Source organism: Buchnera aphidicola (Aphis helianthi), assembly GCF_005083845.1.
GTDB classification, from domain to species: domain Bacteria; phylum Pseudomonadota; class Gammaproteobacteria; order Enterobacterales; family Enterobacteriaceae; genus Buchnera; species Buchnera aphidicola_AW.
In genome coordinates this window covers 583,505-599,535 of sequence record NZ_CP034894.1, presented here as the reverse complement: position 1 = coordinate 599,535, position 16,031 = coordinate 583,505, and the positions used below count along the sequence as shown (strand labels likewise).

General features: G+C 23.0%; 14 protein-coding genes, 2 tRNA genes and 1 pseudogene. 14 read left to right on the top strand and 3 right to left on the bottom strand.

Annotated features, from left to right (window positions below):
* Positions 1-3: 3 nt before the first annotated feature.
* The 12 genes from D9V62_RS02915 to dut all read left to right on the top strand — a co-directional run bounded on the left by D9V62_RS02915 (position 4) and on the right by dut (position 12,483).
* The gene (locus D9V62_RS02915; RefSeq protein WP_158340296.1) at positions 4-1,167 is read left to right on the top strand and encodes a mannitol-1-phosphate 5-dehydrogenase; all 1,164 of its coding nucleotides are present in this window, start codon (positions 4-6) and stop codon (positions 1,165-1,167) included.
* A gap of 66 nt (positions 1,168-1,233) precedes the next feature.
* The gene (gene mutL, locus D9V62_RS02910; RefSeq protein ID WP_158340295.1) at positions 1,234-2,976 is read left to right on the top strand and encodes a DNA mismatch repair endonuclease MutL; all 1,743 of its coding nucleotides are present in this window, start codon (positions 1,234-1,236) and stop codon (positions 2,974-2,976) included.
* 38 nt (positions 2,977-3,014) lie between these two features.
* The gene (miaA, locus tag D9V62_RS02905) at positions 3,015-3,926 is read left to right on the top strand and encodes a tRNA (adenosine(37)-N6)-dimethylallyltransferase MiaA (RefSeq protein ID WP_222836982.1); all 912 of its coding nucleotides are present in this window, start codon (positions 3,015-3,017) and stop codon (positions 3,924-3,926) included.
* A gap of 191 nt (positions 3,927-4,117) precedes the next feature.
* On the top strand, positions 4,118-5,347 hold the full coding sequence (gene hflK, locus D9V62_RS02900; RefSeq protein ID WP_158340293.1) for an FtsH protease activity modulator HflK: 1,230 nt from the start codon (positions 4,118-4,120) through the stop codon (positions 5,345-5,347).
* A gap of 4 nt (positions 5,348-5,351) precedes the next feature.
* Positions 5,352-6,275, top strand: a complete 924-nt coding sequence (gene hflC, locus D9V62_RS02895) for a protease modulator HflC (protein WP_158340292.1) — start codon at positions 5,352-5,354, stop codon at positions 6,273-6,275.
* A 31-nt stretch (positions 6,276-6,306) separates the two neighbouring features.
* The gene (locus tag D9V62_RS02890) at positions 6,307-7,599 is read left to right on the top strand and encodes an adenylosuccinate synthase (protein ID WP_158340291.1); all 1,293 of its coding nucleotides are present in this window, start codon (positions 6,307-6,309) and stop codon (positions 7,597-7,599) included.
* A 74-nt stretch (positions 7,600-7,673) separates the two neighbouring features.
* A complete protein-coding gene (rnr, locus tag D9V62_RS02885; protein ID WP_158340290.1) occupies positions 7,674-9,875 on the top strand; it encodes a ribonuclease R in 2,202 nt (733 codons plus the stop codon).
* 171 nt (positions 9,876-10,046) lie between these two features.
* Positions 10,047-10,388: a 30S ribosomal protein S6 gene (gene rpsF / locus D9V62_RS02880; protein ID WP_158340289.1), complete on the top strand. Its 342-nt coding sequence runs from the start codon at positions 10,047-10,049 to the stop codon at positions 10,386-10,388.
* A 105-nt stretch (positions 10,389-10,493) separates the two neighbouring features.
* The gene (gene rpsR, locus D9V62_RS02875) at positions 10,494-10,721 is read left to right on the top strand and encodes a 30S ribosomal protein S18 (protein ID WP_158340288.1); all 228 of its coding nucleotides are present in this window, start codon (positions 10,494-10,496) and stop codon (positions 10,719-10,721) included.
* A gap of 45 nt (positions 10,722-10,766) precedes the next feature.
* Positions 10,767-11,219 carry a 50S ribosomal protein L9 gene (rplI, locus tag D9V62_RS02870; RefSeq protein WP_158340287.1) on the top strand — a complete coding sequence of 151 codons (453 nt, stop codon included), beginning with the start codon at positions 10,767-10,769 and terminating at the stop codon, positions 11,217-11,219.
* Between the two features lie 21 nt (positions 11,220-11,240).
* Entirely contained in the window at positions 11,241-11,990 is a 750-nt protein-coding gene (gene cysQ, locus D9V62_RS02865; RefSeq protein WP_158340286.1) for a 3'(2'),5'-bisphosphate nucleotidase CysQ, read from the top strand.
* Positions 11,991-12,021: 31 nt separating this feature from the next.
* The gene (gene dut / locus D9V62_RS02860; protein WP_158340285.1) at positions 12,022-12,483 is read left to right on the top strand and encodes a dUTP diphosphatase; all 462 of its coding nucleotides are present in this window, start codon (positions 12,022-12,024) and stop codon (positions 12,481-12,483) included.
* A gap of 13 nt (positions 12,484-12,496) precedes the next feature.
* Here dut and pyrE read toward each other — a convergent pair.
* Positions 12,497-13,140 (bottom strand): annotated as a pseudogene (pyrE, locus tag D9V62_RS02855) (orotate phosphoribosyltransferase).
* A gap of 52 nt (positions 13,141-13,192) precedes the next feature.
* A tRNA-Ile gene (locus tag D9V62_RS02850) sits at positions 13,193-13,265 on the bottom strand.
* A 134-nt stretch (positions 13,266-13,399) separates the two neighbouring features.
* Between D9V62_RS02850 and D9V62_RS02845 the strand changes: the two genes are divergently transcribed.
* Together D9V62_RS02845 and sbcB are read left to right on the top strand one after the other, a co-directional pair.
* Positions 13,400-13,472 (top strand) — tRNA-Asn (locus D9V62_RS02845).
* Positions 13,473-13,749: 277 nt separating this feature from the next.
* Positions 13,750-15,210, top strand: a complete 1,461-nt coding sequence (gene sbcB, locus D9V62_RS02840) for an exodeoxyribonuclease I (protein WP_158340284.1) — start codon at positions 13,750-13,752, stop codon at positions 15,208-15,210.
* Here the strand turns inward: sbcB and murI are convergent.
* Positions 15,197-15,979: a glutamate racemase gene (murI, locus tag D9V62_RS02835; protein ID WP_158340283.1), complete on the bottom strand. Its 783-nt coding sequence runs from the start codon at positions 15,977-15,979 to the stop codon at positions 15,197-15,199. The genes sbcB and murI overlap by 14 nt on opposite strands.
* Positions 15,980-16,031: the final 52 nt, after the last annotated feature.

Sequence of the window (16,031 nt, the reverse complement as noted above, 5' to 3'; positions counted from 1 at the left end):
TATATGAAAGTTTTACATTTTGGTGCTGGAAATATTGGTCGTGGTTTTATTGGAAGAGCAATATTACAATCTGGTTTTGATCTTACTTTTACTGATATAAATCAAAATATAATAGATTCTTTAAATTATCATAAAAAATACAAAGTAAAATTAGTAGGATATAAATATGAAAAAATTTTTAATATAAATAATTTTCGTGCAATTCAATTAAATAATCCTGATATTTTAAATATTGTATCTAATGTTGATTTAATCACAACTGCAATTGGAGCTCTTTCCCTAGATAAAATAGCATTAATTTTAGCACAAGGAATTATATTAAAGATAAAATTAAAATCTACAAATCTATTAAATGTTATTGCTTGCGAAAATAAAGTTCAAGCAAGTTCTTATTTAAAAGGAATTGTTTTAAAAATAATTCCTATTAAATACCATGAGTATTTTAATAATTATATTGGATTTATAGATTGCAGTATTGATACTATTATTCCATCAATATTTTCTTTTGAAAAAAATAACTTATCTTTGACTGCTGAAAATTTTAGAGAATGGATCGTAGATAAAAAACAATTTAAAGGAACTATCCCTAAAATTGTTGATATGACAATAAGTAATAATTTAAAATCTTTTATAGATAGAAAAATTTTTACATTAAATACAGGACATGCTATAACAGCTTATTTAGGTTGGATAAAGAAGTATAAAACTATCTATGAAAGTATCAAAGATAATGATATAAAAAATATTGTGCAAGGCGCAATGGAAGAAAGCGGATTAACATTAATTAAAAAATATAGTTTCAACAAAAAAAATCATTTTTCTTATATTACTCAAATTTTACATCGTTTTCAAAATCCCCTTTTATTAGATAAAGTTGAACGTATTGCACGAAATCCATTGCAAAAATTAGCTGAAAACGAACGTTTAATAAAACCTTTATTAATAGCGAAAAAATATAGTTTTTCATATCATAATTTAATAAAAGGTATTGCAGCAGCTTTATGTTATAAAAATAAAAATGATTTAGAATCTATAAAAATTTTTAATTTAATAAAAATATTAGGAATAAAAGAAGCATTATTTCAAATCTCTAATTTACCATTAGATAGTCATGAAATGAACTTGATTGTTTTTGAATATATTTCAATTAAAAAAAAATTTTTCTAAAAAATATATAATTAATTTTACTTTTTTTAAATGTTTTTTCTTAAATAAATTAGAGAATAAGGTAAAATGCCTATTCGTATATTACCAATTAGTGTATCTAGTCAAATTACAGCTGGAGAAATAATTGAAAGACCTGCTTCTGTTGTTAAAGAACTCTTAGAAAATAGTATTGATGCAAAATCTAAAAATATTATTATTAATATCGAACAAAATGGTTTTAAATCAATTACTATTAAAGATGATGGTTTTGGAATTCACAAAGATGAACTATTACTTGCACTTTCGCCTCATGCTACAAGTAAAATTTCTTCTGTTTCTGATTTAACTACGATTAATACATTTGGATTTCGTGGAGAAGCATTATCAAGTATTAGATCAGTTTCAAGAATAACATTAGTTTCTTGTCGTAAATATAATAATATTGGATGGAAAATATATTCTGAAGGATTTAACCAAAAAACTATATTAAACCCTATAGCACATCCTGTTGGCACTACTATTATAGTAGAAAATTTATTTTATAATATACCTATTCGTCTGAAATTTTTAAAAAACAAAAATTCAGAATTTTTAAAAATTTATGATGTTATTAAAAAAGTAGCTTTATCTCATTTTGAATTAAACATTTTATTTAAAAAAGATAAAGAATTAGTTATTTTTTATAATAAAATAAAAAATTTTGATGAAAGAATTTTTCGACTCAATCAAATTTTTGAAAAACTTGATGTTAATTCTTTATTAACAGTTAAAAAAAACATTGGTGATGTTAAATTGTTTGGATGGATAGTACGTCCTTCATATTTTTTAAATTCTTTAAAAAATATTCAATATTGTTATATTAATAATCGATTTATTTTTAGTAGCATAGTAAATAGGGCGATTTTAAATGCTTATTATAAATTAACAGGAGTTAAGATTAATCGATCATTTATTTTATATATTTATATTCCTACTTATGAAATAGATGTTAATATTCATCCTACTAAAAGTCAAGTTAGGTTTAATAAACCTAATGAAATTTATTCTCTTATATATAATACTATTTTAAGTATTTTAACAAAGAATCAAATTAAATCGTTTACATATAATTTTCTTCCACAAAACAATGATGAATATTTTATTAAAGATTTTGATATGTTTTATGTTCAGTTAATTAGAAAAAAATTTTTAGAAAAACAAAAAAATATTTTTTTAAAAAGTATGATTAATAATAATCTGATTAATGTTTATTCAAGAAAATTTTTAAAAAATCAATTTTTTTGTTCTTTAAAATTATTAATAATTATCAAAAAATATTATGGTTTAATTTATTATCTCAACGATTTTGTATTAATTTCATTTCCTGTAGCAAGAAAAATTATTGACCAATACAAATTAGAATACTACATTAAAAATAATATTACACCTGAATCTTATATAGTTAATTTTCAAATTATTATTAATCCGATACAATATAAAATTTTATTTAACAATCAATCAATACTTTATAAGTTTGGATTTTCCTTTATTTTATCAGAAAAATATATTAACTTTAACAAAATACCTTGTATTTTAAAAACGCAAGATATTAATTTATTAATGTTAGATTTTTTTTCGTTTATTTTTTTAAAGGATATATTAAATATTAAAAAAATTTTAAAATGGTTTAATGATAATATATTAATACAAAAAAAACCTTGGAATTATTTAGATGGAGTTCTATTATTATTAGAAATGGAATATTTTTGCCCGTTTGTATTTAAAAAACCTCCTTCACAGTTATTATACAAAATAAATATTAATGAAGCGTTATGTACACTAAAAATATAAAATTTTTTCAATCAAAAAAACCAATTATTTTTTTTTTAATAGGTCCTACTGGATGTGGAAAAAGTAAAATTGCTATATATCTTAGAAAATATTTACCGATAGAAATAATTAGCGTAGATTCAGCTTTAATTTATCGTGATATGGATATTGGTACAGATAAACCAAACCATTTAGATTTAAAAATCCATCCTCATCGTTTATTAAATATTAAAGATCCTAGTGAAACTTATTCGGCTGCTGAATTTAGAAAAGATGCTTATAAAGAAATTAAAAGCATTTTAAAGTTAGGAAAAATACCATTACTTGTTGGGGGTACAATGTTTTATTACCATGTATTATTACATGGTTTATCTAATTTACCTCCTTCTAATTATGAAATTCGAAAATATTTATTAGATAAAGTCAAATATAATAAATTTTTTTTACATGAAAAATTAAATTTAATAGACCCATTATCTGCCAGTAGTATTCATAAAAATGATTTTCAAAGATTATTAAGAGCATTAGAAGTATTTTATATTTCTGGAAAAACATTAACATCTTTTAAAAATAATACATTTATTGAATTACCATATAATATTATTCAATTTTCTATTTTACCTCAAAGTAAAGAATGGTTATACAATAAAATTGAATTCCGTGTAAAAAAAATGTTAACGTTAGGTTTTCAAAAAGAAGTAGAAAATTTATTTTTTAGAGGAGATTTAAATAAGCAATTACCATCTATACGATGTATAGGATACCGACAAATGTGGGAATATCTTGAAAATCAAATTAATTATGAAGAAATGGTATCAAAAATTATTTTTGCAACAAGAAAATTAGCTAAACATCAATTAACATGGTTGAAAAAATGGAGTAATGTTTATTCGTTAATTAGTTCTACTCCAAGTATTATTTTAAAAGAAATGTTAGATATTCTTAAAACAAAACATAAATTTAACATTTAATTTTTAAATTATATAAAATATTATATTTTCAATAAAATAAAATTTTATTCTTTATATTATTCAAATATTTTGTATTAATTAATTTTTAAAAAATTGTAAAAAAATATAGTTTTCATATAATATAAGATATATTATTTTAAATTTTTTTTAAAAGTATATGATGGTATTAAAACTAATAAATGAGGCATCAAATGGCCTGGGATAAAAAAAATAATCGTGAACCAGAATTAGATCCTTGGGGGAAAAAGAATGGTTCAAAAAAAGATTATTCTGATAAAAAAGAACGAAAAAGTAAAGAAAAAAATATTCCAATAGATTTTAAAAAGTTTTTACATAATATTAATAATATAATTCAAAATACAGCTAATTCTTCAAATGCATTAAATAAAAAAATTCATCCTTTTTTAATCATTATTTTTATAATTTTTTTTATCTGGTGTGCTAGTGGATTTTATACTATTAAAGAAGCTGAACGTGGAGTAGTTACTAATTTTGGTAAATTTAGTCATTTAGTTGAACCAGGATTAAATTGGAGGCCAGTTTTTATTAGTGATGTGGAACCTGTTAATGTAGAAACAGTCCGAGAACTAGCAACTTCAGGCGTAATGTTAACTTCTGATGAAAATGTAGTACGTGTAGAAATGAATGTACAATATAAAATTACTGATCCCTCTAGTTATCTTTTTTCTGTTGCATATCCTGATGATAGCTTAAGGCAGGCAACTGACAGTGCTTTACGTGGGGTGATTGGTCGTTCTACTATGGATCGTATATTAACGGAAGGAAGAACTCTTGTTAGGCATGATACTCAGAAAGAAATTGAAGAAACTATTAAACCATACAATATGGGAATAACTATTTTAGATGTTAATTTTCAAACAGCTAGACCACCTGAGGAAGTAAAAGCGGCTTTTGATGACGCAATTGCAGCTCGTGAAAATCGAGAACAATATGTACGTGAAGCCGAGGCATATGCAAATGAAGTTCAACCTAAAGCGAATGGAAAAGCTCAACGTATTTTAGAAGAAGCTAAAGCATATTCTTCTCGTATAATTTTAGAAGCGGAAGGAGAAGTTGTTCGATTTTTAAAAATTTTACCAGAGTATAAAAAAGCAAAAGAAATTACTCTCAAAAGAATTTACATAGAATCTATGGAGCGATTATTAAGTCATACTAAAAAAGTATTTATTGATAAAAATAATAATTCAATGTTATTTTTGTCCTTAAATAATTTTATTAATAGTATACAAAAAAATAAGAATTCTTTATTAAGTTTAAATAAACCAATAAAAAATGAGTCTAATTTTTTAAAAAAAAATCGAGAGATTAATTATTTATCTTCATTATCTCCTAATAATTTTTTTAAACAAAGACGTATAAATTCAATACGAAATGATATTAAAAATCTAGAGAGAAAATGAATATATGAATAAATTATTAATTTGTTTATCAAGTATTTTTCTTTTTTTTATTTCTTCATCATTATTTATTGTTAAAGAAGGAGAACGTGGCATTGTTTTACAATTCGGCAAAGTTTTAAGAAATAATAATCAAAAAACTTTAGTTTATGAGCCTGGATTGCATTTTAAAATTCCGTTTTTAGAAACTGTTAAAATGTTAGATGCTCGTATTCATACGATGGATAATCAAGCAGATCGTTTTGTTACAAAAGAAAAAAAAGATCTTATTGTTGATTCTTATATAAAATGGCGTATTAGTGATTTTAGTCGTTATTATTTAGCTACGGGAAATGGTGATATTTTTCAAGCTGAAGTGTTATTAAAAAGAAAATTTAGTGATCGATTACGTTCTGAAATAGGATGTTTAAATGTAAAAGAAATTGTAACTGATTCTAGAGGAAGATTAACAATAGATGTATTGAAATCTTTAAATAAAGGAACAGTAAATTCAACAAATTTATCTGAAATTAATGTTAATAGTATGAATGCCTTGGGAATTGAAATAGTAGATGTTCGTATTAAGCAAATTAATTTACCTGCTGAAGTCTCTGAAGCTATATATAATCGAATGCGAGCAGAACGAGAAGCAGTTGCTAGAAGTCAACGTTCTCAAGGACAAGAAAAAGCAGAAAAATTACGTGCAATGGCTGACTATAAAGTATCAATGATATTAGCAAAAGCAAGAAAACAAGCATTAATATTAAAAGGACAAGGAGAAGCTGAAGTAGCTAAATTATTTTCAGATAACTTTCAACAAGATTCTTCTTTTTATTTTTTTGTGCGAAGTTTACATGCTTATGAAAATAGTTTTAAAAATAAAGATAATATTATGCTAATTAGTTCTAATAATAAATTTTTTCAATATATGAATCAAATTATTACAAATTAAAAATATTTTAAAAAATAGGTATGTAAGATAAATGAAAAAAAATATTGTAATATTAGGTACTCAATGGGGTGATGAAGGTAAAGGTAAGATAGTTGATTATTTATCTAAAAAAAGTTCTTATGTAGTAAGATATCATGGAGGGCATAACGCAGGTCATACCTTAGTAGTAAATACAAAAAAAATTATTCTTCATTTAATTCCATCAGGTTTATTACATACAAATGTTATTGGGATAATTTCTAATGGAGTTGTTATTTCTATTTCTGAATTAATAAAAGAAATAGAAATGCTTAAAAAAAATAGTTTTATTATTAACAAACGTCTTTTTATTTCTCAGTCTGCTGCTTTAATTTTACCGTTTCATATTGCAATGGATGTAGCACGTGAAAAAAAACTAGGAATTAATGCTATTGGTACAACAGGAAGAGGTATTGGACCAGCTTATGAAGATAAAATTGCGCGTCGTTCTTTACGAATAGGCGATTTAAAAAACGAAAAACAATTATCTATAAAATTAAAAAAAATAGTTAATTATTATAATGATCAATTAGTATATATTTATAAACATGAACCATTTAATTATAAAGTTATTTTAAAAGATTTATTAAAAGCTAAAAATATCATTGATGATATGATAGCAGATACTACTATTATGCTACATAATGCAATTAAAAATCAAAAAACTATTATTTTTGAAGGTGCTCAGGGAAGTTTATTAGATATTGATCATGGAACATATCCTTATGTTACATCCTCTAATAGTACTATAGGTGGAGTTATTACAGGAACAGGAGTTGGTCCAAAAAATTTAAATTATATTTTAGGAGTAACGAAATCTTATTCTACGCGAGTAGGTAATGGTCCATTTCCTACCGAGGTTTTTAATAGTATAGATGATTATCTTACTAAAAAAGGAAACGAATTCGGATCTACTACTGGTAGGAAAAGACGTACTGGTTGGCTAGATGGTGTGGCTTTACGTTACTCTGTTAAATTAAACTCTTTGTCTGCATTATGTATAACAAAATTAGATGTTTTAGATGGTTTAAAAGAAATTAAAATTTGTACAGCTTATCAAGACATAAATACGTTAAAAATTTATTCTAGTTTATCTTTTTTTAATTTAACAAATATAAAACCAATATATGAAACGTATCCAGGTTGGATGGAAAATACTTCAGGTGTGCAGAACATAGAAGACTTACCTAATGCTGCAAGGCATTATATAAAATGTATTGAAAAAATTGCAAAGGTTCCGGTGCATATAATTTCTACAGGTCCAGATCGAAATGATACTATTTTAATAAAAAATATTTTTTTATAATTTTAAATTAAGTGTTAAATATAAAAATATTTAATAAATATTTTTAATTAAATAATGCTATTGGAGAAGTAAATATGGTAGTAGATACCTACCAAAAAAACGATTATAAAAAATATATAAATCGTATTCCAAGTCGAGAATCTATTTTATCTTTTTTAAAAGAACATAAAAATTTAATAAATCAAAAAAAAATAGAAAATAAATTTAGTATTAATAATCAAGAAGATAAAAAAGCATTACATTTTAGATTAAAAGCAATGGAACGAGATAATCAAATTATATATACATGTAATCGTTATTATATTATTTCAGAAAATCTTAATATAGTTACAGGAAAAGTAATAGGTCATAGAGATGGTTATGGTTTTCTTAGAACTGAAACATTAAAAGAAGATCTTTGGCTTTCTATTAAACAAATGAAACTATGTATTCATGGTGATATTATTTTAGCACGTGTTATAAAATCTGAAAAAAAAGGAAGAAATTCAGCAAAAGTATTAAAAGTATTAAAACCAAATAATGTTTTAATTGTCGGTCGATATTATGTTGAAAAAAAGATAAAATTTGTTATTCCAGATGATAATCGATTTAATTTTAAAATATTTGTTTTTTCATCAACTTTAACAAAAAAACTTGCTATAGGATCTATAGTTGTTGTTAAATTAAATAAAAATTTTTTAAAGAAGAAAAATAAAATTAAAGGAATAATAGTAGAGATTCTTGGTGGAAAAGAAATGAGGACGACTCTCGCTATAGATATTGCTATACGAACACATTCTATCCCTTATTTGTGGCCTAAAGAAGTAAAAAATCAAATATATGAAATAAATGATAAAATTGATCAAAAAGAGTTAAAAAATCGTATAGATTTAAGACATATCCCATTTTTCACCATTGATGAAAAAGATGCTTGCGATTTTGATGATGCTATATTTTGTAAAAAAAAAAATAATGAAGAAGGGTGGGATTTATGGGTGGCTATTTCAGATGTTAGTTATTATATTAAATCCGATTCTCCTTTAGATAAAGAAGCTATAAAAAGAGGTAACTCCGTATATTTCCCTTCATTAGTAGTACCTATGCTGCCAGAAAAAATATCTATAGATTTATGTTCTTTAAATCCCTATGTAGAACGTTTATGTGTAATATGTGAAATGAGTTTATCAAATCAAGGCGAGTTGATTAAATATAAACATTATGAAGCAGTTATATGTTCGAAGGGTCGTTTTACATACGATGAAATATTTAAAATTTGGAATGGTGATATTAAACTTTGTACAAAATACAATAAATTGTTAAAGTATATTAAAAATCTATTATTATTACAAAAAGTGTTCAAAAAATATAATATTTCTAAAAAAGGTATTTATTTTGAAAATCTTGAAACTAAATTTATTTTAGATTCTAATTTTAAGATTAAACATATTTATAAACATATTAGAAATGATGCACATAAATTTATCGAATCATGTATGATTTTAGCAAATATAGCTTCGGCTAGATTTATAAAAAAATATCAATATCCAATTTTATTTCGAAATCATGATCGTCCTACTGAAGATAGTGTTAAAAATTTTCGAATGACTTTAAAAGAGCTAGGTTTATCTTTATCAGGGGGTGAAGTTCCAGAATCTGTTAATTATTCTAATTTATTAAAGAAAATTAAAAATCGTCCAGATTATGAAATGATTCAAACTATATTATTAAGATCTATGAAGCAGGCTGTATATTCTCCAGAAAATCGAGGACATTTTGGTTTGTCTCTATCTAGTTATGTTCATTTTACCTCTCCTATTAGAAGATATCCTGATCTTTTATTACATCGAGTAATTAAAAATATATTATTTGAATTAAATAATTATAAAAAAGATTTTAAAAAAAATAAATCTTTTAAGTGTAATTTATATCATATTAATGATATAAAAAACATCGGAATACATTGTTCTATGACTGAAAGACGTGCAGATGAAGCTAATAGAGATGTCATGGATTGGTTAAAATGTGATTTTATGGAAAAAAAAATTGGTAATATATTTACTGGTGTAGTTTCAAATGTCGTTTCGTTTGGTTTTTTCGTTCGTTTAAATAAATATTTTATAGATGGATTAGTTCGTATAGATAGTTTGCATGATGACTATTATTATTTTGATCCTGTTCGATTAAAATTTATTGGAAAATCTACTAAAAATATTTTTCGTCTTGGTGATACTTTAAAAGTAAAAGTAGTATCTGTTAATTTACATCAAAGAAAAATAGAATTATCTTTATATCCTTAATAAAATTAATTTTTATTTTTTATATTTTTAATCAAACTAAATTTAATTGATTTTTTGATTAAATTAAAATACCATATATTTAAAATAGCTATAATTCTATGTTCCTTGTTTCCTCGGAATAGCTATTATTTTTATTATCTAGGAAACTAAAAAATCCAAAAGGAGCGTCTTATGCGTCATTATGAAATAATTTTTATGGTTCATCCTGATTATAGTGATAAAATTAGTATAATAATCGAAAAATATAAAAAAATTGTTTTAGATAATGTAGGTATTATACATCGTTTAGAAGATTGGGGTAGAAGACAACTATCATATTCGATCAATAAATTACATAAAGCACATTATGTTCTTATGAATATAGAAACTTATCCTAAAGTTATTAATTTGTTAGAAACAGATTTTCGTTTTAATGTAGCAATTATTAGAAATATGATTATTTTAGTTAAAAAAGCAATTAATGAAGCATCTCCTATAATTAAATTAAAAGAAGAGAAAAAAGAAAAGAAATAATTATATAACAGTAATTTGTGTATATTTAAAATATTTCAATATAATTTTTTAAAAATATACATAAATTTTAAAATTATTTTATTTTAATTTTAAAGGATATTTTATATGGCACGTTATTTTCGTCGTCGAAAATTTTGTCGTTTTACAGCAGAAGGTATTCAAGAAATAGACTATAAAGATATTTCTATGTTAAAAAATTATATTACAGAAAATGGTAAAATTGTTCCAAGTCGTATTACTGGAACTCGAGCTAAATATCAACGTCAGCTATCAAGAGCTATTAAAAAAGCAAGATATCTTGCTTTGCTTCCATACACTGACCAACATCGCTAATACTAGGCGAATGATATTTTTAAATTAAAAAGAGACGAATCAATAATGGAAGTAATTCTTTTATTAAAAGTTAATAAACTAGGTGATTCTGGTAAAATTGTAAAAGTTAAATCAGGTTATGCTAGAAATTATTTAATTCCTCAAGGAAAAGCTATTTTAGCTAATCAAAAAAATATTGAATCTTTTAAAGCTCAGCAAGTGAAATTAAAAGAAGAAAACATTAGTAAATTACTCATTGCTAAATCTCGTGCTGAAAAATTAAAACAAGTAAAATTTATAACCATTCCTTCAAAAGTTGGAAAAGAAAATAAAATATTTGGTTCTGTAGGTATTAGAGATATTATTAAAGAATTATCTAAAATAGGTATAAAAATTAATAAAAAAGAAATAAAATTACCTAACGGTGTACTACGTCATATAGGAGAGCATCAAGTTATTTTTCAACCACATAGTGAAATAATCGAATATTTTATAGTTAATGTAATTGAAAAAAAATAATTTATTTTAAAATGGTGTTAAATGTTAACAGAAATTTGTGAATTAGCACGAAATGCAGGATCTGCTCTCATGGAAGTATATTATTCTGATAAATTAATAAATATTTCTTATAAATCTGATCAAAGTCCTGTAACTAATGCAGATAAAATTGCCAATACAATTATTAAAAATGGACTAGTTCATCTTTTTCCTAATATTCCTATATTATCCGAAGAAGACTCAAATAATATCAAATATGATAAAAATTGGAACATTTATTGGTTAGTTGATCCATTAGATGGAACTAAAGAGTTTTTAAAAAAAAATGGTGAATTTACAGTTAATATTAGTTTAATTAAATATGGTATTCCTATTTTAGGCGTTATATATGCTCCTTATTTTAATCTTTTATATTGCGCTGATAAACAACAAGCTTGGAAAATTAATGAAAAAGGGTACAAAAATAAAATTTCTATAGCTTATTCTAGTATACCAAAATTTGTTATTAGTCGATCACATTCAAATAAAAAAGTATATAATTTATTAAATACAATAAAAAAGTACACGATTGAAAAATTAGGTTCATCTTTAAAATTTTGTTATGTAGCAGAAGGTAAGGCACAATTTTATCCGAGATTTGGGAAGACATATATTTGGGATACTGCAGCCGGGCATGCAATTGTTACAGCTGCAGGAGGTAAAGTAATAACATATAATGAAAGAAAAAATTTAAATTATTCTTTATTTTCTCAATTATCTTTAATAAACCCAGATTTTTTAGTTTTATCATAATTTTAAAATATTTAATAAATTATAAATGATTATGAATACAAATAAAATTCAAATTAAAATTTTACATTCTAAAATTAAAAAAGATGATAATTTTTTACCTAATTATGCTACTTCCGGTTCTTCTGCTTTAGATCTTAAAGCATGTATAAATAAACAAATTATTTTACCTGCTAAAGATGTTATGTTAATTCCTACTGGAATTTCAATATACATTGAAAATCCTTATATTACTGCTTTAATTCTACCTCGATCTGGATTAGGTCATAAAAATGGTATTGTTTTAGGTAATTTAGTAGGTTTGATTGATTCGGATTATCAGGGTGAATTGATGGTTTCTCTTTGGAATAGAAGTACAAAAGATTTTTATATTAACCCAAATGATAGAGTTGCTCAAATAGTATTTGTTCCAATTATTCGTCCAGAGTTTTATATAGTGAAAAAATTTAATAAAACTATTCGTTGTGAAAATGGATTTGGTCATTCTGGCGTGTAAATATTAAATTTTTTTAAAAAATACCATATTCCATATGGTAGTCTATTAATTTAGAAGCATATTTTTTGAATTTTCTTTGTTTGGAAATATAGATAATTAAATCATTTATTGTAATAATAGAATTAATTCTATGATTTTTTTGTTTTTTTAAAATATTTAATTTATGCAAGTTATTTGCTGTTTTTTCTTTTCGATCAAGTAGTACAAAAATTGAAGATATTTTAGAATTTTCTTTTTCAATTATATTAATTGAATTATTTATAGAAGTTCCTGATGTAACAACATCATCTAAAATAATAATTTTTTTATTTTTTATATTTTCACCTATTAATTGTCCCTTTTCTCCATATTTTTTTTCTTCTTTTCGATTAAAAGAATATGGAATATTTAAATTATATTGATTTTTTAATGCAATGGAAGTAGATACTACAATGGGTATACCTTTATATGCAGGCCCAAAAAGTATATCGAATTTAATATTTAAATTCATTATCGCGCGTGCATAAAACGATCCAATTTTATAAGTATCTTGACCTGTAGATAATAATCCTGAATTAAAAAAATAAGGACTTTTTCGTCCAGATTTCAGTATAAATTCTCCGAAATTTAAAACTTTTTTTTTAAAAGAAATTCAATAAATTCTTTTTTCCATTCCATCAAATCCAATCCTAATTAATGGTGAAAATTTAAGTGATATTTTTTATTTTTGTGGCCCTTGCTGGATTTGAACCAGCGACCAAGCGATTATGAGTCGCCTGCTCTAACCACTGAGCTAAAGGGCCTTAATATTTTTATATCTTGTACTATAAATGAATTTCTTCGAATAATCTAGACTTCTTTTAAAATTTTTTAGTTAATTTTTAATTTTATATATATATTTGACAGATATATAAATTTTTGATATAAATATGAATATTCCTCTGTAGTTCAGTTGGTAGAACGGCGGACTGTTAATCCGTATGTCACTGGTTCGAGCCCAGTCAGGGGAGAAAAATTTCATATAATATTGATATTTAATATTAATTTTATTTAATTTCTTTCTTCATAATTTTTTCAATATAGTCATTTATTCTAACAAATAACAAATATTTTATTATAAAATTATTTTTTAATGTCTTTTTAATTCATATATAATCTATTTTTTTTTGGTTTACTTTTTTTAAAGTAATAATATCATTTTTTAGTTTTCTTAATATATGCTTTATATTTTAAGATTGAAAAGAAACATATTAAAAATTTAATTATTTAAATTATTAAGATTATATAATGAATAAATATAATAAGTCTTTTTTTCAAAAAAACCAATTTACTTTTTTATTTTATGATTATGAAACCTTTGGAACACACACATCATTAGATAAACCAGCTCAATTTGCATCTATTAGAACAGATAAAGATTTGAATATTATTAAAGAACCAGAATGTTTTTATTGTTTCCCACCAGACGATTATTTACCAGAACCCTATTCTATTTTAATAACTAAACTTACTCCACAATATACACTTAAAAATGGTACTAATGAATATGAATTTTCTAGAAAAATCTATAATATTTTAACTTATCCTAATACTTGTATAGTAGGTTATAACAATATTAATTTTGATGATGAAATCACAAGAAATATATTTTATCGTAATTTTTTAGATCCATATGAATGGAGCTGGAAAAATAATAACTCACGTTGGGATTTATTAAATATCATACGAGTATGTTACCTTTTAAGACCCAATGGTATTAAATGGCCTAAAAATGATATTGGTTTACCTATTTTTAAGTTATCTAATCTAACTGAAGAAAACAATATATTACATAATAATGCACATGATGCAACGTCTGACGTTTATGCTACTATTAAACTTGCAAAATTAATAAAAAAACAACAACCAAAATTGTTTAGCTTTTTTTTTAAATACCGAAAAAAGAATGAATTATATAAGTTAATTAATTTAGAAAATTTTCAACCTATTCTTTACGTTTCTAGTTGTTTTGGTTCTATTCGTAATAATATGAGTTTTATATTACCTTTATTTTTCGATCAATATAATAATAATATATTAGTTGCAATAGATTTATTTCAAGATATCAAAAAATTGATTAGTTATTTTAAAAAAAATAATTATCAAGATATTAGTATGAAAACTTTATTTAATTTAGGGGTAGTACTAGTATATTTAAATCGTTGTCCTATATTAGTTCCTATTCAGTTAATTCAAATAGAAGATGCTAAAAGATTAAAGTTAAAAGATTTTTATACTGATATAAAAATAAATTTAATTAAATCAAATTATTTTATAAAAAATTATATAAAAAATATTATTTCTCAAAATAATATTTTTCAAGAATATGCGAATGTAGATTTACAAATTTACAATAGTTTTTTTGATTTACGTGATAAGCAATTAATTAAAAAAATTAGTAACACTCAACCAATTAATTTAAAAGATATTAAATTAAATTTTAAAGATTCTCGTTTAAAAGAACTTTTTTTTCGATATAAAGCTCGAAATTTTATTTTTATATTAAATACTAATGAAAAAAAAGTTTGGTTAAATCATTGCTTTAAAATTTTTCATCGATCTATTTTAAAAGAGTATATAAATAAAATTGAAAATCTTTTAGAACAATTTTCTTGCGATATAGAAAAAGTACATTTATTAAATAAATTGTTAAAATATATCTTTCAAAAATATAAAACTTTATTTTACCAAAAAATTAATTTAAATTAATTTTTTTAATAGTATTAAACTGATATTTTTTTAAAAACCATAATAATTTATTAATCTCTTGATTATATTCTGAATATAAAAAAACATTTTTTTTTATAATTTGATTGGTTTGATTATTTAAAAAATACTGTTTAACTATTTTAGTAACTGTTATATGAGAGTCTAAAAAAGTAATGGGTTGATAAAAAATATTTTGAATTTCGTCTTTTAAAAATGAAAAATGAGTGCATCCAAGATATATCGTATCAGGTTTTACTGAAAGCATTATCCAGGAATTAAAGATATTTTTTAGTTTTATATTAGAAATTGATAGTTTTCTAATTTTTTTTTCAGCAAGTTTTGCTAATTCATTTGTAGCTATGACTTTTATACTTTTAGCATAGATACATTCAGACATAATATTTTTGATATATGAGCTATTTATCGTTGCTGTAGTAGCAATAAGACCAATTTTATTATTTTTAGTTTTTTTGATTGCTTGATCTAATAAAGGTAAAACTCCAATAATAGGAATATTAAAAATTTTTTTTAATATAGATAAAGATATAGTACTTGCGGTATTACAAGCAACAATAACTATTTTAATTGGATAAATTTTAATAATGGTATTAATTATTTTAATACATCTTTGTATAATAAAAGATTCTTTTTTTTCTCCATAAGGAAATCCTTCATTATCTAGTAAATATATATAATTTATATTAGGAATATTTTTTTTAATGTTTTCTAATATAGAAATTCCACCTATACCAGAATCGAATATAAGCACTTTTTAGTAAAATATAATATGTAAAGTTAAATTAAATTCCAATTTTGTTAAT

Coding starts and splice junctions, on each gene's coding strand:
- cysQ (WP_158340286.1), top strand. CDS start 11,241: ATGTTAACAGAAATTTGTGAATTAGCACGAAATGCAGGATCTGCTCTC.
- D9V62_RS02890 (WP_158340291.1), top strand. CDS start 6,307: ATGAAAAAAAATATTGTAATATTAGGTACTCAATGGGGTGATGAAGGT.
- mutL (WP_158340295.1), top strand. CDS start 1,234: ATGCCTATTCGTATATTACCAATTAGTGTATCTAGTCAAATTACAGCT.
- rpsR (WP_158340288.1), top strand. CDS start 10,494: ATGGCACGTTATTTTCGTCGTCGAAAATTTTGTCGTTTTACAGCAGAA.
- dut (WP_158340285.1), top strand. CDS start 12,022: ATGAATACAAATAAAATTCAAATTAAAATTTTACATTCTAAAATTAAA.
- hflK (WP_158340293.1), top strand. CDS start 4,118: ATGGCCTGGGATAAAAAAAATAATCGTGAACCAGAATTAGATCCTTGG.
- rnr (WP_158340290.1), top strand. CDS start 7,674: ATGGTAGTAGATACCTACCAAAAAAACGATTATAAAAAATATATAAAT.
- sbcB (WP_158340284.1), top strand. CDS start 13,750: ATGAATAAATATAATAAGTCTTTTTTTCAAAAAAACCAATTTACTTTT.
- rplI (WP_158340287.1), top strand. CDS start 10,767: ATGGAAGTAATTCTTTTATTAAAAGTTAATAAACTAGGTGATTCTGGT.
- hflC (WP_158340292.1), top strand. CDS start 5,352: ATGAATAAATTATTAATTTGTTTATCAAGTATTTTTCTTTTTTTTATT.
- D9V62_RS02915 (WP_158340296.1), top strand. CDS start 4: ATGAAAGTTTTACATTTTGGTGCTGGAAATATTGGTCGTGGTTTTATT.
- rpsF (WP_158340289.1), top strand. CDS start 10,047: ATGCGTCATTATGAAATAATTTTTATGGTTCATCCTGATTATAGTGAT.